At 60.6% G+C, this 20,264-nt stretch carries 20 protein-coding genes; 9 read left to right on the top strand and 11 right to left on the bottom strand.

Annotated features, from left to right (window positions below; genetic code table 11):
• The first annotated feature begins 80 nt into the window (after positions 1-80).
• The 7 genes from AR689_RS11175 to AR689_RS11195 all read left to right on the top strand — a co-directional run bounded on the left by AR689_RS11175 (position 81) and on the right by AR689_RS11195 (position 11,210).
• Positions 81-5,786, top strand: coding sequence for a DUF6531 domain-containing protein (locus AR689_RS11175; RefSeq protein ID WP_156424572.1), 5,706 nt, complete (start codon positions 81-83; stop codon positions 5,784-5,786).
• Positions 5,780-6,208, top strand: a complete 429-nt coding sequence (locus AR689_RS23030) for a hypothetical protein (RefSeq protein WP_156424573.1) — start codon at positions 5,780-5,782, stop codon at positions 6,206-6,208. Before AR689_RS11175 ends, AR689_RS23030 begins: the two co-directional genes overlap by 7 nt.
• Before the next feature lie 872 nt (positions 6,209-7,080).
• Positions 7,081-7,359, top strand: a complete 279-nt coding sequence (locus AR689_RS22720; RefSeq protein ID WP_231745640.1) for an RHS repeat-associated core domain-containing protein — start codon at positions 7,081-7,083, stop codon at positions 7,357-7,359.
• Positions 7,359-8,189, top strand: coding sequence for a hypothetical protein (locus AR689_RS11180; protein WP_156424574.1), 831 nt, complete (start codon positions 7,359-7,361; stop codon positions 8,187-8,189). The genes AR689_RS22720 and AR689_RS11180 overlap by 1 nt, the downstream gene beginning before the upstream one ends.
• Before the next feature lie 83 nt (positions 8,190-8,272).
• Positions 8,273-8,611, top strand: coding sequence for a hypothetical protein (locus AR689_RS11185; protein WP_231745493.1), 339 nt, complete (start codon positions 8,273-8,275; stop codon positions 8,609-8,611).
• Between the two features lie 1,438 nt (positions 8,612-10,049).
• Positions 10,050-10,427 carry a hypothetical protein gene (locus AR689_RS23035; protein ID WP_156424575.1) on the top strand — a complete coding sequence of 126 codons (378 nt, stop codon included), beginning with the start codon at positions 10,050-10,052 and terminating at the stop codon, positions 10,425-10,427.
• Positions 10,428-10,649: 222 nt separating this feature from the next.
• Positions 10,650-11,210: a DUF805 domain-containing protein gene (locus tag AR689_RS11195; RefSeq protein ID WP_082697915.1), complete on the top strand. Its 561-nt coding sequence runs from the start codon at positions 10,650-10,652 to the stop codon at positions 11,208-11,210.
• A gap of 1,120 nt (positions 11,211-12,330) precedes the next feature.
• Here AR689_RS11195 and AR689_RS11205 read toward each other — a convergent pair.
• Positions 12,331-12,702, bottom strand: a complete 372-nt coding sequence (locus AR689_RS11205) for a hypothetical protein (protein WP_062070162.1) — start codon at positions 12,700-12,702, stop codon at positions 12,331-12,333.
• Between the two features lie 37 nt (positions 12,703-12,739).
• Between AR689_RS11205 and AR689_RS23650 the strand changes: the two genes are divergently transcribed.
• Together AR689_RS23650 and AR689_RS11210 are read left to right on the top strand one after the other, a co-directional pair.
• On the top strand, positions 12,740-12,874 hold the full coding sequence (locus tag AR689_RS23650) for a hypothetical protein (protein ID WP_286158879.1): 135 nt from the start codon (positions 12,740-12,742) through the stop codon (positions 12,872-12,874).
• A gap of 56 nt (positions 12,875-12,930) precedes the next feature.
• Positions 12,931-13,182, top strand: a complete 252-nt coding sequence (locus AR689_RS11210; protein ID WP_062070164.1) for a hypothetical protein — start codon at positions 12,931-12,933, stop codon at positions 13,180-13,182.
• On the opposite strand, the gene AR689_RS11215 is transcribed toward AR689_RS11210, so the two are convergent.
• Genes AR689_RS11215 through AR689_RS11255 form a run of 10 tightly spaced genes read right to left on the bottom strand, consistent with a single transcriptional unit; the run spans position 13,179 to position 20,243 of the window.
• Positions 13,179-14,984, bottom strand: a complete 1,806-nt coding sequence (locus AR689_RS11215) for an SGNH/GDSL hydrolase family protein (RefSeq protein WP_062070166.1) — start codon at positions 14,982-14,984, stop codon at positions 13,179-13,181. The genes AR689_RS11210 and AR689_RS11215 overlap by 4 nt on opposite strands.
• A complete protein-coding gene (locus tag AR689_RS11220; RefSeq protein ID WP_062070168.1) occupies positions 14,985-15,356 on the bottom strand; it encodes a hypothetical protein in 372 nt (123 codons plus the stop codon). It abuts the gene before it with no gap.
• Positions 15,357-15,360: 4 nt separating this feature from the next.
• Positions 15,361-15,588, bottom strand: coding sequence for a hypothetical protein (locus AR689_RS11225; protein ID WP_062070170.1), 228 nt, complete (start codon positions 15,586-15,588; stop codon positions 15,361-15,363).
• Between the two features lie 9 nt (positions 15,589-15,597).
• Positions 15,598-15,738, bottom strand: a complete 141-nt coding sequence (locus AR689_RS23040; RefSeq protein WP_156424577.1) for a hypothetical protein — start codon at positions 15,736-15,738, stop codon at positions 15,598-15,600.
• Positions 15,739-15,749: 11 nt separating this feature from the next.
• The gene (locus AR689_RS11230; protein WP_082697917.1) at positions 15,750-16,343 is read right to left on the bottom strand and encodes a M23 family metallopeptidase; all 594 of its coding nucleotides are present in this window, start codon (positions 16,341-16,343) and stop codon (positions 15,750-15,752) included.
• Positions 16,340-16,786 (bottom strand): hypothetical protein, encoded by a 447-nt coding sequence (locus AR689_RS11235; RefSeq protein ID WP_062070173.1) that lies wholly within the window; start codon positions 16,784-16,786, stop codon positions 16,340-16,342. The genes AR689_RS11230 and AR689_RS11235 overlap by 4 nt, the downstream gene beginning before the upstream one ends.
• Positions 16,779-17,237 (bottom strand): hypothetical protein, encoded by a 459-nt coding sequence (locus tag AR689_RS11240; protein ID WP_062070175.1) that lies wholly within the window; start codon positions 17,235-17,237, stop codon positions 16,779-16,781. The genes AR689_RS11235 and AR689_RS11240 overlap by 8 nt, the downstream gene beginning before the upstream one ends.
• Positions 17,234-18,214, bottom strand: a complete 981-nt coding sequence (locus AR689_RS11245; protein ID WP_062070177.1) for a hypothetical protein — start codon at positions 18,212-18,214, stop codon at positions 17,234-17,236. Before AR689_RS11245 ends, AR689_RS11240 begins: the two co-directional genes overlap by 4 nt.
• Positions 18,214-19,338, bottom strand: a complete 1,125-nt coding sequence (locus AR689_RS11250) for a Gp37-like protein (RefSeq protein WP_231745494.1) — start codon at positions 19,336-19,338, stop codon at positions 18,214-18,216. The genes AR689_RS11245 and AR689_RS11250 overlap by 1 nt, the downstream gene beginning before the upstream one ends.
• Positions 19,335-20,243, bottom strand: a complete 909-nt coding sequence (locus AR689_RS11255) for a hypothetical protein (RefSeq protein WP_156424578.1) — start codon at positions 20,241-20,243, stop codon at positions 19,335-19,337. Before AR689_RS11255 ends, AR689_RS11250 begins: the two co-directional genes overlap by 4 nt.
• Between the last annotated feature and the right edge of the window lie 21 nt (positions 20,244-20,264).

Below are 20,264 nucleotides of genomic sequence, written 5' to 3' on the forward strand. Positions count from 1 at the left end.
GTTGCGCTGTGTTCTTGTGGTGACGGTTTTGTGGGTTGTTGGGTTTTGTTCGCGTTCTTGTTCTGTGGGGGGCCTTGGTTGTGACCGAGTTCGTTGAGATGCCGTTGTTGCCGGATTCCGGTGTTGCTCATGGTGGGCGGTTTGTGTATGGGGTTGCCGAGGCGGTGAAGGGTGCTTTTGAGTCCGCAGCGTCGCGGGTTGTGGAGCATTCTGGCTCGCGGACGCCGTTGGTGACTTCGGCGGGGGAGGATTTCCGGGGGCATTTCTCGGAGGTGTTCGCGGCGAACGCGGCCACGGCGTCCCGGGACGCGGAGTCCCTGGCTTCGGCGTTACGGACGGTGGCCGGGTATGTGGGCACAATGATCGACGCGGCGCGGGATGAGGATGACCGGCGTCGGCGGAACAACGAGTGGGTGCGGCGGCATAACAACCGGAACATCGGCGATCACATTCATGACTTTTTCAATGGTGAGGAACCGCGGCCGAATATGGAGCCCGGGAACGCGCCGTCGTTCCCTTCGGAGTCCCCGGGTTCGGGGTCGCGGGATACTCCGGGCCCGGGTGGCGGGTATGGGGGCGGGACGTCCTCGGCCCGTCCGGAATCGTTGCGGAGTTTCGCGGCGAGTTCCCGTGGCTTGGATGAGGGGGTTTCGTCGGTGCCGGGGTCGTTGGAGGGGCAGTTGTCTTCGTTCGCGGACCGGTGCGGGTGGGGCCGGATTAGCGCTGCTGGTGTGGTGAGGGCGTTCCGGGAGTATTTGCGGTTGAATGAGGCTGATGCGGCGTGGGCGGTGGTGGTCGCGGACGCGTTCGCTGCCGCTGGTAGCGAGGGTGCGGTTTCGACCCTGTCGGACGCGGCGGTGAACGAGGCGTTGGCCGCGGCGGGGGTTTCGGGGACCCGGACGGGCTTGGTTATTGACCCGCCCACCGCGGCCGGGGCAATGCCCACTTCCGGGTATGCCAATGATCCGGTGAACACTGCCACGGGGAACTTCATTGAACCCGAAACAGATCTCGGGTTCGCCGGGGCCGCCTCGGGTTTGGCGGTCACCAGGATGTATAACTCCCTCGGCTCCGGCCTTACGGGTGACGGGGTGTTCGGTCCGGGGTGGGCCTCGGTCCTGGACCAGCACCTGGTCCTGACGGATGAGGGCGGACGCTGGGTGATGGCTGACGGCCGAGCGGTGGACTTCCCCCGTGAGGGTACCGGCTGGGCCCGCGCCGTCGGGGAGAATTACTGGCTCACCCACGAGCCGGTCACGACACCGTGGTTGGCGGAGCTGTCCTCCGTCCCGGAGGGTGTTTCCGAGGTGTTGGTGGTGCGGGATAACCAGGGCGGCTGGTGGGCTTACACCACCGCCGGGGTGTGGCTCGGGACTGGGGCAGGACCCGGCCGGACCATCTCCGCCCACCGCCACACACCATCGGATTCTTCCGCGGGCCGCGATGAAGCGGTCGACGGCGGCGGGCTGGGGGCGGTTGACCGGTTGGTGCATGTGCGGGGCCGGTTTGTGGAGTTTGATTACGTTGATGGTGTGGTCGCGGTGGTGCGGGGTTCGGATGGGCGCCGGGTCGAGTACGGGTACGACTCCGAGGGCCGTTTGGTCACGGTGGGATCGGAGACCGGCACCCGGGTGTATCGGTGGAACGAGCAGGGCTTCATCGGTTCGGTGGTTTCTGCTGCGGGGGTAGTGGAGGCCGAGAACACGTATGACGAGGCCGGCCGGGTGGTTTTGCAGGTCACGCAGCATGGGCGGCGGACGAGGTTCGCGTATCTGCCGGGCCGGGTCACGGTGGTTTCGGATGAGGACGGGTCCCGGTCGAACTCCTGGGTCGCCGATGGCAAGGGTCGGCTGGTGGGGGTGTTGGACGCGGAGGACCGGCGCCAGTCCATGTCCTATGACGGGCATTCGAATCTGGTGTCGTTGACAGAGCGTGACGGCGCGGTCACGGTCCATGGTTACGACACCCGCGGCCGGAAGGTCCGCACCGTCACCCCGGAGGGCGCGGACCTTACCTATGGGTGGGACGGGCAGGACCGGATCACCACCCTGGTGACCGCTGCCGGTGTCGCGGTGACCTACGAGTACGCCGATGACCTCTCCCGGGACCCGTCCGTGATCGTGGACCCGCTGGGTGGCCGGACCGAACTGGTATGGCGGGACGGGCTCCTGACCCAGGTCACGGACCCTGCCGGCGTGGTGATCGGTTTTGAGTACGACACGTTCGGGGACCTGACCGCCACCCGAAACGCGGCCGGTGACACCGCGAGGATCGTCCGGGACCAGGCGGGCCGTCCGGTGGAGGCGTTGAGCCCGTCGGGGGCAGCGACCCGGTTCGGTTACGACGATGCCGGGGTGTTGGTGCGCCGCGAAGATCCGGATGGGGCGGTGTGGGCTTTTGAGCACGACGCCGCGGGCCGGACCACGGCAATGGTTGCCCCGGATGGGGGCCGGACCGTGTTCGAGTACGCCCCCAATGGTGAACTGGCCCGCACCACCGACCCGCTGGGCCGCAGTATCGAGCGGGTTGTTGACGAGCTCGGGAACATTACTGCTGCGGTGTTGCCGGACGGGGGCAGGTGGGGGTTCACCCACGACAACCTCTCCCGGCTGGTCGGCATCACGGATCCTGCCGGGCATGATTGGGGGCGGGAGTACGACACGGTCGGTGCCCTCACCGCCGTCGTGGATCCGACCGGTGTCCGCACCGGAGCGGTCACCGACCGGTCCAACGGCACCGCGACCCTGACCGACGCCTTCGCCACGAACACGTACAGTTTTGATGAGTACGGCCGCCCCACGAAAGTCGAATCTGTCGATGGGTCCGCGGAGCTGGTCAGCTATGACGCTGCGGGGAACCCTGTCGAGTTGGTCGATGGCGAGGGCGGGCTGACGGTCCTGGGCCGCGACGCCGCGGGGAAGATCACCTCCATCACCTCACCCACGGGGGCGGTGACCCGGTTCGAGTACGACTCCTGCGGCCGCCCGTTCCGCAGTATTGATCCGGTCGGGGCGGTCACGGAACTGTCCTACGACCCGGACCAGCGCCTCACCTCCCGGAGACTGCCGGGCGGTGAGGTCGAAACTTTCGCCTACGACGCCTGTGGGCGGTTGACCGCGAAGCACACCCCGGGGGAGGGGACGGCCCGGTACGGGTATGACCGGTGCGGGCGGCTGAGCTTCTCCCAGGATTCCTGGTACGGGACCCGCCGCTTCAGTTACAACGTGGCCGGGGAGTTGGTGTCCACGACGAATGGTGTTGGCGGAGAGACAAGGTTTGAGTACGACACCCGCGGCCGCCTCATCCGCATCACCGACCCGCTCGGTGGGGTGACCACCCGGACGTATACGGCCACGGACCAGGTCGACACGGTGACGGACCCGCTCGGCCGTGTCACGACCGCGACGTATGACCCGGCAGGCCGGCAGCTGTCGCAAACGGACCCGGACGGTACCACCACCACCTGGGCCTACGACGCTGCGGGGCGGGAAGCGTCCACCTCGGTGGACGGTGCCCTGATCGCCGCCATCAGCCGTGACGTGGCTGGCCGGCGTGTGGTCATCACCGACCATACGGGTGGGGCGGGGTACGCGGTGGAGCACGAGCTGTGCTTTGACCGCCGCGGCCTCCTCACCCGAAAGTCCAACGGCACCGGGAACGGGACGCTGTCATGGGAGTATGACGGCGACGGGAACCGCACCGGCTTCACCGACCCCACCGGCACCACCACCCGCTACACCCGCGACCCCGCCGGGAGGGTCACGGCAGTGTCGAACCCGTTGCTCGGGGACGCCGCCTTCACCCACGACCCCTCCGGGCGGATCACCACCGCGACCGCCGGGAACTACACGCAGGAATGGGTATACCGGGACGGGAGCCTTGCAGAGCACAGCCGCGTCCATGCCGATGACCCGGGCACAGCGGATGTGACACTCATCGGCCGCGAAGACGGCGGGCGGATCACCACCCTGGCCCGGAACGGGGTCACTACCCGGTACGGGTACGACACCGCCGGGCAAATGGTTACCACCACCACCGACAGCCAGAACGCGTCGGCTTCGGTGGTGGGGTGGGTGTACGACGCCGGTGGCCGGCTGCTGCGCGAAACCACCCCCACCGGGTCACGCACCTACAGCTACGACGCCGCGGGCCAGCTCCTTACTGTCACGGAACCTGACGGTGCCCGGACCGAGTATGTGTATGACGGGTTGGGCCGTCGGGTGCGGGTGATCGGGGCGGACGGGTCCTGGACCGAGTACGCGTGGGGTCCCACCGGGTACCTCACCGGGACCGTCGAGAGGGACCGGGACGGGGCCGAGGTGTCCCGTCACCGGCTCCACATCGACGCGCTCGGTGAACTTGCCACCGTGGACGGGACACCGTTGTGGTGGGACACCGCAGCACCCGTACCGACCCTCGCCGGTGCCAACACCACCCAGGTGTTGTCCCTGCCCGGTGGGGTCACCGGCATCGGTGACGCGTGGTCCGCGCCGGGCTGGCGTGCAGCCCGCCCCACCGACCAGCACGACCCCTGGGCCGTCCTCGGAAACCCCACCACCCCACACCCGGGCAGCCCTGGAGTTGCTAATGCGGGCTTCAGTAGTGTGTTGCCGTCCGGTATTACCCTGACCGCAGGTGGCGGGATCGATATCGCCGGGCTTGAATGGCTCGGTGCCAGGGCGTATGACCCGGCCACCCGGGGGTTCCTGTCCGCCGACCCCCTCGCCCCCGTCCTGGGAGCCGGCTGGGACGGTAACCCCTACTCCTACGCCGGAAACAACCCCCTCAACACCACCGACCCCACCGGCCTGCGGCCCCTGAGCGATGCTGACCTGAAAGCCTACGACGGCTCCTCCCGCGGCGCGTTCGCCGCAGCAGGAGACTGGTGGCACAAGAACAAGGAATATGTTGCCGGTGTTGCGATGGTGGCTGTCGGTGGTGCCCTCATGGCCAGCGGTGTGGGTGGTCCGGTTGGTTTGGCCTTGATCGGTGCGGGTGCTGACACGATCATCCAGAAAGCCACGACGGGCTCTGTGAACTGGGGCCAGGTGGCGTTGACGGGTGCCGTTGGCGTGGTTGCGGGGCCGTTGGCCGGGAAGGTCAGCAGTGCTGTGACGGCTGGGCTGGGTCGGGCAGGGACGGCGGTGAGTACGCAGTTGCTTCCGGCGATGGGCCGTGCGGGTTCGGTGGTTGCGTCGGGCGCGTCCCGGGCAGGATCTGCTGTGTCGGCTGTGGGTTCGCGTGTCGGAACAGCAGTGACCTCCGGGGTGTCCCGTGTCAGTGCTGGTGCGGGGAGTTACTTGTCGCAGTTGTCGGCCCAGCAGATGGGCCGGGCGGCACTGACGAATGGAATATCGGGGGGCCTGGGCAACACAGGCATGTATTTCGTGACAACCCCGCAGAGTGACTGGAAACCTGCCGGAATTGCTGGGGCCGCCGTAAACGGCATTGTGAGCGGTTCCGTGGGCTCGCAATCCGGATACTTGGCTCGACCACTTACCCAGAAATTTGACTCTGCACTCGTGCAGTATGCAGTTGCATCGGGTGCATCGATAGCGGGAGGGTCCCTAGATAAAATGATCAATGGAGAAGACTACAATCTTTTCGAGGCGGGGTTCGATGGTCTGGCTGGGGCAGCGGCGTCGCACTTCCCAGGAGCATCGGCATTGGACTCTAACCCAGGCTGGGTGACGCATTCCTTGGCAGCGCATGGTAGCGCTCATGTGGGAGCTATCGTTGAAAGTGTGAAATCTGTTGGGGAGGAAATCGGGGTAACGCCGTGGTAAAGGAAGCTGCAGGCTCAGGAGCGGGTGATGGGGCCGATGATAGGCGATACGGCGAGCAAGATCTGCTATTGGGTAAGAAAGTTACTCAGTTTATCAGCATTCTTTGCTTGATTGCATCAATCGTCTGTGTTCTAATCGCCGTATTCGTAATTTTTAGCGTTCCTTGGGACACTAAAATGCCGTATGACGGCAAGTATAATAGGTCTGGAAATGGCATTCCCATGCAAGTTGCCTTATTCCCGGCACTAATTCCTATAATTGGTTTTTGGAGGACGGCAAAACACCCTAAAGCGCATCAGATGTCCAAAGGAGGGCGAATCAGAGCTTACTTGTTTGTTAGCCTATTTGTGCTGTTGTGCGTTTTCCTTCAAGCATATTTTGCACAGGGAATTCTTACCGCGGGTGGCTTCTTTGGAGGGTAGCTTGCGCGGCTTGTCTGATTCCATTTCGTACCAATCCGACTCGGTCGGTGTGAATGAGCAAGGGACTCGATGCATGCTGGCTTGGTGCGCAGCGGGCGGAGCCCTAGTGGGTTGATGAAAGCGGCACGCTTCCCGTCGCCGTCGTACTTTCACGCCGGGGGGCAGCCCGGCATGGTTACGACAAGGTTGGGTGGCTGAGTTTCGCCCAGGGTTCCTGGCACGGGACCAGCCGCTTTGAATACAACAGCGCCGGGGAGCTGGTGTCCACGACGAACGGGTGCGTGGCAGGACCGGGTTCGAGTACGACACCCCGGCGGCATCACCGACCCGGCCGGTGGTGATCGCGCCCTCAACATTTCCGACCCCACCGGCCCTTAACCCCTGACCGACGCGGATTTGAAAGCCTGCGATGGGTCCTCTCGCGGCGCCCTCGCTGCGGCGGTGGACTGGTGGAACGACAACTGGGAGTACGTCGCCGCCGGGGGCTGCCATCGCAGTGGGTGTTGGGTTGATGTTTACCGGTGTTGGGGGACCAGTTGGAACGGCCCTCGTCGGAGCGGTTGCGGGTGCGCTGACATCAGGTGGGGCATCAGTGATCGTGCAGAAGGCTTCTTCCGGGAAAGTCGACATGGAAAAAGGTGTGGAAGGACGCCGCAATTGGCGCCGTCGCAGGTGGGTTTGGTGGGGCCGCCGGCGGTCTGCTGGCGCGTGCAGCGAACGCAACCCTGTGGCGACGTCCATGTGCTCAACGTCGTCCTTCGTGACCAAGCCAAACACCGTGCTGGGGAGGACGACCATTCGGAGCACATCGATCCGTAAGGGATCGTCCTGACTGCTGGTGGGGAGGGATCGGCATCGCTGGGCTCGAATGGCTGGGGGCACGTGCGTATGACCCGGCCACCCGGGGATTCCTCTCCACCGACCCCCTCGCCCCGGTCCTGGGAGCGGGTTGGGACGGGAACCCCTACTCCTACGCCGGAAACAACCCGCTTAACACCACGGACCCCACCGGACTGCGGCCCCTGAGCGACGCTGACCTGAAAGCCTATGACGGCTCCTCCCGCGGCGCGTTCGCCGCGGAGGGGACTGGCTTGGGGATAGCTGGGAGTATTTGGCTGGTGGTGCGATGGTGGTCGCTGGTGGTGTTTTGATGGCCACCGGTGTTGGTGAGCCTGTTGGTTTGGCGTTGGTTGGTGCGGGTGCTGACACGATTATTCAGAAAGCCACGACGGGCTTGGTGAACTGGGGCCAGGTGGCGTTGACGGGTGCTGTTGGTGTGGTGGCGGGGCCGTTGGCCGGCAAGGTCAGCAGCGTTGTGACGGCAGGGCTCGGTCGGGCGGGGACGGCGGTTAGCACCCAGCTCCTGCCGGCCATGGGCCGTGCCGGCTCAGGATCGGCCGTGTCGGCTGTGGGTTCGCGTGTCGGAATAGCGGTGACTGCCGGGGTGTCCCGAGTCAGTACCGGTGCGGGGAGCTACTTGTCGCAGTTGTCGGCCCAGCAGATGGGCAGGGCGGCACTGACGAATGGAATATCAGGCAGTATCGGGAACACGGGCATGTATCACCTCCAAAGATCTCCGGATAATAAGTGGACTCTCGGGGCTGCCATCGGAGCAGCGACGGGTGGATTCGTCAGCGGCGCAATCGGCTCCCAAGCTGGCTACCTAGCAGTTCCTATCAGAGGTGACCTCGCAAAGCTGGACCAATTTGGTGTCGGGGCCGGCGTTTCCGAGGCTGGTGGTGCAGTAGATCATGCAATTCGCGGAGAAGGCTATGGCATCGGGGAGATGGCATTTGACGGCGCGGGCGGTGCGCTTCTCACGCGTTTCCCCGGCGCCTCGGAACTAAGCCCCAATCCGGGATGGATGACCCACAGCATGGCAGCGTACGGCGGAGCGCATGCCGGGGCTATCGTAGAAAGCGTGAAGTTCCTGGGAAATGAACTTGTAGAGCAAGGAACGGGGGCACCGCTGTGGGGGTAGATGACGGAGCCATTCCCGAAGGCGGGGGTGAGGAGCCACCTCAGGAGCTCACTTCTGAGGATTTGCGCCTAGGAAAGCGGGCTGTGAAGGTAAAGACTATCCTCTGCCTAGCTGCGTTGGCATCTTGTCTTGCCATCGCGATTTTTGTCATGATAAGCGTGCCGTGGGATACACGAATGCCTTATGACGGCAAATTTGATCGCAGTGGAAGCGGTATTCCAATGCAGATCGCTTTTATTCCGTGCGCGGCAGTCCTTTTTGCTCTTTGGCGGTCGGGTAAAAAAGCCGATGCGCATCACATGGGAAAAAATTCCCGAATAGCCTATTATATTCTTACCGCGTTAATGATTTCCGCCTGTGTTGCTGGACAGTTTTTTATTGGACAGGAGATTCTCACGATTGGCGGATATTTCGACAGGTAGGAACCTTCCTGGAAGTAATTTGACAACGATATGTGGGCAATTGAGGTCGTTTCTTGGGCGCTTTCCGGGCGCCTAGGAACTGAGTCCCAATCCAGGATGGATGACCCACAGTATGGCAGCGTACGGCGGAGCGCATCCTGTGGCTATCGTTGAAAGCGTGCAATTCGTGGGAAATGAATTTGTAGAGCAAGGAACAGGGCACCGCTGTGGGGCTAAACGATGGAGATTGCCCTTCAACCGGAGATAGTCACTGGGAAAGTGAGTTCACGCAAGAAGACCTGCTGTTGGGAAAGAAGGCAGTCCGCTTCATCCGTCTCCTTTGTGTGGTTTCCTGTCACTGCGGGGGTGTCCCGTGTCAGTGCCGGTGCGGGGAGTTACTTGTCGCAGTTGTCGGCCCAGCAGATGGGCCGGGCGGCACTGACGAATGGAATATCAGGCAGTATCGGGAACACGGGCATGTATTTCGTGACAAATCCTCGCGGGGACTGGACTCCAAATGGCATCATTGGTGCCGCAGCAAACGGCGCAATGTACGGAGCAATAAGTTCCCAAGCAGGGTACCTGTCGGCTCCAATTAGTGGCCTACCCTCGCGGCTTACACAGTATGCTGTCGCCTCGGGCGGATCTCTAGTTGGTGGCTCTGTGGACCATCTAATCAGCGGCGGACACTATGGCGTCTATGAAGTGTTTTTTGACGGTACAGCAGGCGCGGTCAGTTCGCACTTCCCCGGCGCCTCCAACCTGGACTCTAATCCGGGCTGGATGACGCACTCTTTGGCAGCGTACAGCGGTGCGCATGTTGGGGCTATCGTTGAGAGTGCTAAATCTGTGAGCGGAGAGCTTATCGAAAGAGGAATTGGAGTAGAAGCCTGGTAAACGATAATGGCAATTCCGGCGCAGGAGAAGGCAGTAATGCCAGTCATTTCACAGAGAAAGATTTGGAACTAGGGAAGAAAGCGACAAAGCTGTTTCGCATATGTTCGCTGATTGCAATCTTTATGTGCATCGGCGTTGCAATCTTCGTTTTTGCAAGTGTCCCATGGGATACCAGAATGCCCTATGACGGAAAGTATAATCGCAGCGGAAGCGGCATTCCCATGCAGATTGCGATGATTCCATGTCTGCTGGTTTTGCTCGGACTATGGAGGGCCGGAAAGAAGCCTGATGCCCATCATATGGGCGGAGGCGGCCGTTTTGCCGTGTACATCTTTGGAATAGGAATGGTTCTTACTTGCGTTATTGGACAGCTCATAATGGCGCAAGGAATACTTGTGGCTGGTGGTTACTTACCTGGGTAACATTCTAAAAAGGTTATAGATAGCTGTCTATGCCCTAGCTTTCGAAGTAAGCGCCAGCAATCAGGCAGGCTGCCCCGTAGCCAACTCGCTCGGGATTGGGCACAAATGTTGTTTTCGACGAGTTGTGGAAGCGAACTAAGATGATCTCAAAGCAAAGGGTGTATGCGCCAACTAAACGAGTCGCTCCGGAATGGTATTACTGGAGCGGCGTCGTTATGCCGGGAATTCTCATGCTGGTTCTGTGTGTCAATAGGACCGAAGAGTATGGAATATCCGTATGGACTGCTAACGCTATTGTCGTTATTGCTACTGCCTTTGGCGTTGGATGTGTGACGTATCGAAAATCCAACTTTGCCGCCACTTTATCGTTTGGCGCCACCATCATCTTAGGCAGCTTAGCCTTCGCGGTTCTTTCCAATGTTATCCCGGTGATTGGCTTGACGGGCGGTGCGCTGTGGACGGGATGCCCTCTCGGCCTATTGATTGGTCTGACACTGACTGCAGGCGAACGTCGTTAGCTTTTAGCTGGTGACTGTGTTTCGTGTTCAGTGCACCAGATTTCTTGAGCTGCCAAAAAGGGAGGGTTCGCGGGAGGTCTAGTTCGTGAGGTTTCCACTGCTGATCTGTGGTTTATTAATATTACTCATGCGTATCATCTTCTACAGATGACAATATTGCGGTTTGGAAGTTAGTTGTATGTTGGTTTCTATCGATATTTTCTGGGAAGGACATGAAGACAGATGGATATTAAGACGGCTCATTCTGCAGGCGGAGGCGTTGCGGAAATTACAGGTTCGGGTGTGCTGGCTGGTCCTCTATATGGAGCGTCGTTTGGTAAGTCGGTGAAGCGGTTCTTTGCCAAGTATGCGAAGTTCGCTGGCCGCGCCTCGCGGAGTGAGTTCTGGTGGAGTCAGCTTTTCGTTTTCCTGGTGATGGTGGTCCCATACCTCGTGATGACTATTGGGTTCGTGGCCAGTACTGCCTGGGCTCAGCAGAACCCTAACGTGCAGTCCATGGGTTTCGATCCGGCCACCGGGAAAGAAGTGTTCTATGAGGCCGCTCCTGGTATTGTGAACGCCCCGACTGGAAGTCTCATGGTGGTAGGTTTCATTCTCGTCGTTGTTCTGGGGCTGGCCATTGTGGTGCCGCAGCTGTCGTTGCTTTGGCGGCGTTTGCATGATGCAAATCTTGCGGGTCCGCTTGCGTTCGTTGGGCTTGTTCCCCTGGTCGGCGGACTGGCTGTTTTGATTCTGGCGCTTATGCCGTCAAAGGCAGAAGGTCGGCGCTTCGACCCCCGCTGACGCAACGGCAATCCGCAGGGTTACACCGGCGATCGCTCGACGGCAACCTTTCGTCAATTCATGGCTTGCAGCTATTAAGTAGTAGTTCCAGCTTGCTTACTGGGCTCGCCACTGCGTGAACGGCGCCAGACCGATGCGTTCCGGTGCAATCTGCGGTGCAGCCAGGATGCACTTAGTCGAGCACAGTTCCAGTTACAGGCATCGGTGTCGAAGATTCTAGCTGCCTGGGACGGAAAAGGCCCCGCCTCCCTTGTAAACAAAGGGAAGCAGGGCCTTTCTCATTGGCGGTGACGGTGGGATTTGAAAACTCCCCATCGGCAGAATCTCGGATTATTTCGGAATCGCTGCTGCGGAATCATGCGGAAGTGTTCCGACACGCCCCTGTACTGTTCACTCAAATGTTGGCCGGGCCAACATGCCAACAGGGGCTGACATCCGCCTGGTGGACAACAGGCCTTGCGGCCGGGCAGACCTGAACAAGTTACCCTTCTACGGATATGGTCTGACCCTCGGGAGGCAGTTGTGATGCAAGATCGTTCATATGCCACGGCCCAAGATATGGCGTCCAAGTACAGGATCGGCGCGGACACCGTCCGGCGGAAAGTCCAAGACGGGTCATGGCCCTGTGATCGAATCGGCCGACTCTACAGATTCTCCCCTGACCAGCAAGACGAGATCGCACAAATTGTGGCAGGCCATCAACATTCCGGCTACGACAAAGACCGTATCGCAGCAGCACTCCGTAAACTGTCCGAGGGTGACGGTCGATCTGGTGAGTGATCTGGTGAGTGATCTGGAGAGTTAAAAATTCTCGGCCGCATAATGAAACGCCTCAGTGAGAGTTTCGCATTCCTTATGGATTAACGCCCTACTGTCCAGGAGGGGCCACGCTGTGAAGGACCGGTACTCTTGGTGGTCGTCAATAATGCTGGCGACTTGGGTGCCCCTTGGCAGGCGGTAGACCTGCCATTCTCCACTGGACTCGTCCTGCCGCTTGAGAATGTAGTCAACCCCACCGTAGGTGTACCGGTCTTCTATTTCGCCGCCCATCATGGCAATCACGCTCCTATGCGCTGCTCGTAGTTCTTTTGTACTCCTCAGGGCCGACAAAAGCTCGGATCTACTCCGGCAGGAACCCGGGAAGCCGTTTCCCCCATTGGATGACACGCAGCATCTCAGGGCAGCGGTTGTATTCGTCTATGTCCCACTCGGAATCGGTGGCAGGTCGAACGTCGGACTTGGGCAGCCAGGCGGTGAGGCTTACCTTGTCGTCGTCATACCACTGGACGCTGATTTGGGTTTTGTTCCAGTGGGTGGCGTTGGCGTACACGGGGACGGTTCCGCCGTTGTTCAGGGGGATGTGTGCGTGCACCTTGGGGTAGTGGCCCCATTCCCATGAGTGGATGTCTTCGTGCGGGCCAACTCGTTCGGGGCTCAGAAACTCGTAGGTGACACCCTCAAGCAGGAACGATGTCGGCGGATATTTCGGCATTCCCCCATCATGCCAAGATGGCCTGGTGGAAGTTACCTTGACAATTGAGAACGCGGCCGGCGAGCATGGCACTGTGCAAGCATCCGGCCCAGATTACGAGACCGCCTATGCTGCCGCCCGCGCACTCATCCCAGAAGACTGCAAAGCCATCGTCATCCGGACCGACTCTTAAACAACTGAAGCGCCCCACCGTTTGAAGGTGGGGCGCTTCGCATGCTGGCGCATCGTATGATAGCCATTGTTTACAACACTCTGGGGGACTCTTTGAACGGCAAACAGAAATTACTCGCCATCGTGGCCTTATTACTCTTTGCCGCAGCTGCAGGCCTTTGGATGGTTTGGCTTTCCACAGGGTCCAAGCCATTTCAAGGATTCACGGCAGTAGCCTTCGCGTTTGCCGCGATCTTCGCTGTCGGTACCTGGGCGGCCGGGCTGGGACCTGCAGCGGCAGCCAACGGCAAAGAAGAGTCGTTCGATTAGGGCCGAAGACTCTTTCCTTTTACCCAATTGAAAAAGGTCTGCCCCCAAAGGTCTGAACCTGTTTGCAGTGGGTGTACTCCATCAGTGTCAACCAAAGAACGGCCGCCGTCAGGCTGCATCGCGAAAACCTCGGTGCCAGGAACGTAGCCATATCTTCGCTGTGCGGCGAAAGTCCGAATGAAGACGTTTCGTCTGTTGTGAGCTGCGCGGGAGCCGAACGAAGCTGGAGAATACTCCGTGTTCTGTGATGTGATCACAATTCCAGTATTCGGGTGCGCTGCCCGGATAGCGTCAACAAAGGTTTGGACTTTGATGAGGTACGCCATGTCGCTATCGTCCAGATAGTTGTGGCTAGCAGAGATGAAGAGGCAGTTCAGCTGCGAGGGGTAAAGCGCCGCCATGTCCGTTTGCTGTGTCGCAAGAGTTGAACCAGCTTTAGATCCGTTCCAAACCTCTATGAGGTTAGGCGTTTCGTAGACGTCTCCAAGTCCGATCCGCCCGACCTTGACCCCGGCTTGTGTCGTCGCCCGCATCCTGAGCATAGTCATGCCGCCGAGTGCAGTGAACTCGGCGGCGTTTATGCTGGCCCCTCCCGAGTTGCCGTTGACGTAGGCGAAGATGTTGGTCGGAGTGATCTCAAGAGAGAACTGCAGTTCGACGCCTGCCCCCGTGGCCGTTGCGGATGTGAGCGGATTGATGACGGCTATGTTTGAGGTCAGGGCGCCCGCGATCACCTTAGAAACGGCCACATAGATGACGCCGGCCGTTGAGATAGCGATTTTCAATGCAACACGGTTGGCGTCGTCAACGCCAATGTCGATAGTGATGGATCTTTCCGCTGTAGGCAGGGAGGTGTCAAGAACTAGTCGGCCTGATACACGCCTGCCAAATCCGGGATGTGGCGAAGTTGCTGTGAGGATGGCATTGGTCGTACTTGAAGACGTTGCGCTCCCGGCAGATACGGTCCAAGCGCCCGGAGTAGACGCCCAGGTTTGGCCGCTTGTGGATACTTTGCCGTTCAATTCGCCGGGGCTATCAAACTCGTCATAAGTCTTGCCAATTGGAACCAGCCTGAACCTCTTGTAGGCGCTTCCTCCTGTGCTGGCCGAGCCGTTGTAGTAGTACTCTCCCCAAAGGAAACCCGCATATGAGGGGTATCGATCCACGATGGATTGCGCTCCTCGGTGGAACCACTCAGACCTGTGGTCTCCGGTGGAGTCGCCAGCGAGGGCGAACCGTACCGGTGTCTGACCTTGGTCCAACATGGCGATCATTCGCTCACCGCCGTCAACCAGAAGCGGCGCGACAATTGCACTCTCTAGTGCCGAACGGATATCGCTGCCAGGCGTTGAAACCTCTGCGGAAACAACAGATGGAACGAGACCTGGGACTACCGCGGAAACCTGCGCCGGAATGTTGGCACGCGCCACTCCGGCGTCTACTTGGGCGTCAGTGGGTGCTTGGGCTAGTTCAGCAGAGAGTGCTGCAGATTCTTGCGCTTCCTGAGCGGCATTCCGCGCAGCCACGGCTTCATCGCGCACACCTTGGAAGCTCGGCTTAGCGACCTTCAGGCCGCCGCCGGACATCTTAACCTGCGGGGAAGTGGTCACGAACGGCGGCACGAAGGCGTCAGCGCTGGACGTGAGCGGGTTCGGGAGCGGCAGCCCGTTCAAGTCCTTCAGCGCCAGAGGCGTGCTCTCGCTCTCGTCGTTCACGTCATAGATCGTGACCGCCGAGTTGGCCGCACGCTGGAAAGTGAACGGGTCAGCGACGAGCTCCGATTCGTACGTGTAGTCAGCCATTTATCCTCCAGGTTCGGCGCGGTGATCGGGGCCGTCGGAATCGTGGACGATCTCGCCTTCGATGACTTCGGCATTGCCCTTGTCCTCAGGGGCAAACAGCGGGACATATTTCCTCAGCCACTCGTTCACGCCGGGGATGGCCATGATTCGGGTACCAATTGCAATCAAGGCCACGGTCACAGCGATCGCCACGTTGAGCGCAACAAAGAGCCAATCCGGCAAGTGAACCCGGTAGGGTTCGAGCTCTTCGACAACCACCTTGAGGGCTCCATTCAGCAGCGGGAACAGCGCCACGGCCGCGACGAGGACCGTGCGGAGAACAGCAGAACGCGGGTTGCGCTCCTGCGTGGAAAGGGCGCGATGATCAGCCATGGGGTTAGTCCTCCTTCGTGATCGGGGTGATTTCGAAGGACGGCATGCTGTCCTTGATGTCCTGGGCAATCCGGTCGTAATCGATGACCACCGGGACGCCTTGTGTGACAAGGCCGATCAGTTGCGTCACCAGCGACCGGAGAGCGGCAAGCTCGGCGTTACCTTGGGCGATGCCCTTCGCGTTAAATGCGAGCTGGTCGTAGACGCTGGTCCGGTACCCGTTCCACTGCATCTGTTTGTTTCAGAGAGCGTCCACAGGTGCCTTCTCGATCTGCTGCTCAATCGAGAGTCCGTCTTTCATGGTCGGCCCGCCCTCAACAAGGGCTTCGGGTCCGAAGCGCAAGTAGCGCTCATTGGTCATACCTTCGGGGAGTTTACCCATGGTCTTTTCCTTTACGGGAGAGGGATGCCGAGATTGACCAGCACCAACTGGTCCGGGGTGTAAATGGGGGCCGGGGCGGTTTCGCCGGCGGACTCGATGGCAGCGCCGTCGAAGAGCTCTTCCGGGTTGCTGCGGCCGTAGTATCGGCTGTTGAGCACGTAGCCGTCACGCAGGATCTCGAAGTGCAGGTGTGCGGCCACGGAAGCGCCGGTGGAACCAGAAAGGCCAATGACGTGGCCTTCCGCCACCCACTGGCCCGTGCTGATCTTCGTCCCGCCGTCGAGGCAGTGGCCATAGATGCCGATGAACGATCCGTGATCGATCACGTACCCGTAGCCAAAGAAGCTCGGCAGGATCCACCACGGGTTGCTGTCATAAGTGCCACCAAGCCAGCCGACATGCAGGACTGTGCCGGAAGTGACGGCGTACACCTTGGACCCCGACCTGGCTCCGTAGTCCTGGCCCGTGTGGCCGTCCGGCTGGTAGTTGCCGTAAAGCCACACGTAATAGCCCATGCCAGAGTTCGGATCTGAACTGGCCGCCACGCCAGCGGTAGCTCCGTCTCCGAAGTCTTGTGTCAGTGGCGCGTCTACTGGTCGCCTCATGTGGAGCCTCCTGTGCCCGTGTGGGCGCTTGGATAGTCTGCGATGGTGACGCCTTTGGGAGGGCGGGGAAGCTTGTCCACGAACCCGTATACCCGGGCCACCTGGACTGCTGCATAAATCCAGTCGATAAGGGTCCGGTTGTCGTTCGCTGCGGACTCGGCTAGCTGCCGAACTTCCTTGATCTCAGCAACCAGCCCGTCAATTCGCTTGTCTCGCTCTACGAGCAACTTCTCGAACTGCTCGAGGATCTGCTCGTTGACCTCGATGCCGATCTTCTTGTCTTCTCGGTCGTCGGCCGGAGTGCGCCACTTCTTGCTGAAAGCGGCGATCACGGCACCAGCAAGAGTGATCAAGCCGCCGATGATGCCAAGCAGGAGAGGTAGTGGCATGCCCGCGTAGAGCGGTTCAGGTTCGTTGGCAAGGGCGAAGTAGAGCTCAGTCATCTTCCACGCTTTCCGTGAATCGGTAGATGACCGTGCGAGACTTCGCCGCGGATTTGATCATCACCATGCGCACAGCAACGGCGGAACAGATGATGTAAGCGAAAGCGAATGCGATCCATCGATCGGCGCCAGTCGCAATTGCCAGGCCAATCTGGATTAGGCCGTAGATGGCGGGTGCGGACATGAGAAGCACAAGCCCTGCCATCTCCACCCGGAAGCCATTCCGGCGCGTTTCGAAAGACTGAGCGGACATGACCAGCCCGACAAGGGAGACGCAGAAACCTGCTGTGGTCAGGAGACCCCAGATAGCGATGAACCATGGCGCGGTCTGTTCCTGCAAGTAGGAGATCCTCGTCAGAGGAATGATCCAGAGAAGCCCGAGAGCAGCCTTGAAGTGCACGAACGCCCAGTCGGTACGGGTCAGTCCTCGAAGTGCTGTGCGGAGTTTCATTGGTTCCACCCCAATCCGCTGAGCGGGAACACCATCGCACCGATGGCCTGTTCCGGGACAGGGACCTTGAAGCTCACGCGGATCTCACCGGCAGGCGTGGCCCACATCTGGCACTGGTAGAGGCCCACAATGGTTTGGGGGAAAGGGGCGCTATTCACCTTCGGCGCATAGGACTTATCGAACGTCGCGATGATGTAAGCGGTGTTCGCCAGATACTGGATCGGAACCTTGTTGGCGACGCCACCCTCCAAGGACACGCTCTGGCCGCTTCGGGACACTGCACCGTCTTTCATGGGCTCTGTCAGATGAGTGCCGATGTGCCGGTAGTTTCCGTTCAGCGTCAAAGGTGACGGCCCCCGGAACGCGCCGCCGATGACTACCCACGAGGGCGTATCGTTTTCGCCCAAGACCAGCTGCCACTGTGTGTCACCGATGGTGACCATGGAGCCGACTTGGTTGATGTACTGGCGGGCGAGGTCATCCTTTGCGTAAACGCCACCGTTGGCAGCCCAGCATCGAAGATCCACGACGTCGTCAGGCTGTGTCTGGTTCTCCTTGATGGCTACCAGTGCGATGGGCTGCTCGTCGATCTGTCCGGGCCCAGTGACCCGCGAGCCGGAAACCGCACGGGTGGAGCCTCCGGGGATTATGACGAACTTAGAGACGCCGGCCGTGGGAGTCCAGTCACGGCGGACCGCAACCGTATCCCAGCGCACGCCAGAGGCCGACGGCGGGAACTGCAGAGTTTCGTTGCCGTCCGTCTCGTCCGTGATACCGCAACCCCAACCGCTGCCCTGAGCGATCGAGACTGTCCGATCAGCGTTGGCAACAATGCTGACTTTCCAGTCGCCGGGGCCGCTGACTCCGTATCGTGCGGAACCAATAGGGGAGTCGGAGTGCGCTTCGCCCCATGCATCTTCGTTGTAGGGATTCAAAGCGGTTGTGTCATAGCCGTGGCTGATGAACTGCACAGGCATCAGATGAGCTCCTGGTTCCGCACGCCCTTAGCGAGGGCGGCAAGTCGCTGCGCAACGATGCGCGCAGGCTGGTTGGAAATTTCCCCTATGGAGGGCTGGACGCTCGCGTAATCCTTGGAGACCCAGTTGAGAGTTACTTCGCGGATGGTCTCTGTCATGAGGATCCCGTTGCCGAGGTTCACTGGAACCCGGTCGCCCTCCGTGAACCCGCCGGGCCCGTACTGGAAGATGCCAGCGCCGACGAGGTCGAGGGAGATCCCGTTCTTGGCGGCAGTTTCGGTGAGCGTCTCGCGGCCGCGATCGTCCATGACATCTGATGCGTCGTTGTCGCGTGCGTCTCGGAAAGCTTCAGCGCGCATTCCGTACTGGGATTCTCGGGCGGCATCGATGACCTGCCGGAAGTTCCGTTCAGTACCCTCGCCTTGGCCGCCGATGACAACGCGGGAACTCTCCGGTCGGGTCTTTGTCCACGACGCCTTCTTTAGAGTGCGTCCCTTGACCGAGAGTTTCCGTGGGTACAGTTGCGGCTCGTAGACGTCCAAAACAAGGCCTGAGCCGATCTGTCGAACCGTCACACCGATCCCCGCCTCATCCATGGCCGGGAACATCTTGTCGGCCAACGGGTGCATCCGGAGAGGCACACCGCCTGGCACGACGGCGCCGCGGTGCAGGTTCGGAGCAACCGACAGGCCAGGGATGGCCAGCCTCGTGATGCCGTTCTCTGTTATTGCGGTCTTGATGATCGTTTCCGCGTCGCCCGTGTATGTCCGGTATTCGGCGGCGGCCTGATTTGAGATAGGCGAGCCCGGCACCTGCCAGCCGAGGATGTCCCGCAGGATCCGGAAGTCGTCCTCAACAGTGAAGGTCACATGTCCGGAGACTCCGTTAGTTTCGCCAGCCTCGCTGACAATGGGACCGGAGATGAGGTGTCGGCCCTTGAACTTGACCTTCAGGCGGGTGCCATCAGTCATCAGCTCAGGTAGCCTCTCGTGAGCCAAAGGAACGGTAATGTTCAGCGTGGATACGAGGTTGTGCCGGACCGTTGCCGAGAGTGCTGAAGGGTTACCGATCTGGCACCGGAACTGCCGGTCCTTGTCATAGACGGAGACTCTGAAGATGCTCACCATGGCCTCCGATACAAGGTCGGGAGGTATGCCTCCACAACGCCGGTGCCCGCAAGGGTCAGAGAGATGGGAACCTGCGACCCGGCCGGCACCGGCGGGAAGTCAGCCTCACCAAGGTCCGCCGAACGGTCCTCCGGGTTGACCATGTCAACACCGATGATTCGCTCGGAGGGTTTCTTGCTCTCAGCGCCAGCGGCGACGTCGTACAAGGTGGCGCCTATGCGGTCAGGATCAGACTCGATCACCAAGCATTTGTTGGCGCCGATAGGGAATGGCACATCTACGATCAGGTCCCCAACACCAACAGATGCGGTAGTGGTTTCCCCGTCGATGAACCACCGGGCGTATGACTCTTCGTCGCCCGGGTTGTCGATCCGCGCCGAGGAGATGTCAGCGCCAGAACCAATGTTGAAAAGGTGCGGCCCGTTCGGTTCGAAGAACGGAGCGTACTCGCTGTTCTTCCATGAACGGACAACCGCTTCACCCATCCAAAACGGCTGTTCCGCAACGAAGTTGATGCCGTACGTTTGCCACCCATACCGGATCGGATCGTAGTCGATGCTGTGATCGCCGTCGTCCCGAAACCGTAGCTCGATAGAACGGCGCTTTCCGTCCGGGTGCTGAACTTCCCAGATGCCAGTGTCTTTCGGGTCCATGCCTTGCCAGAAGGCCCGGTCCCGTTCGACCCAACCCTCAGATCCGCCGTCATGGAAAATGTGGATCGGCCAGAAAGCACTGCGGTCCAGAACCGAAATGCCTTCGTGCCGGGATCCTGCGACCGCCGGCGCCTCAGTTGCATGCCGTTCCGTGGTGATGGAACCAAGGCCGCGCACCCCCGGCATCAGGAACAGGCCTGATGCCGGGGACGTGAGCGGCCACGTGACACCCTTAGCGGTCCACGTCATTCGGAGCCTCGTCCACGGACT

It is taken from the genome of Arthrobacter sp. EpRS71 (assembly GCF_001512285.1).
Taxonomy (GTDB): Bacteria; Actinomycetota; Actinomycetes; order Actinomycetales; family Micrococcaceae; genus Arthrobacter.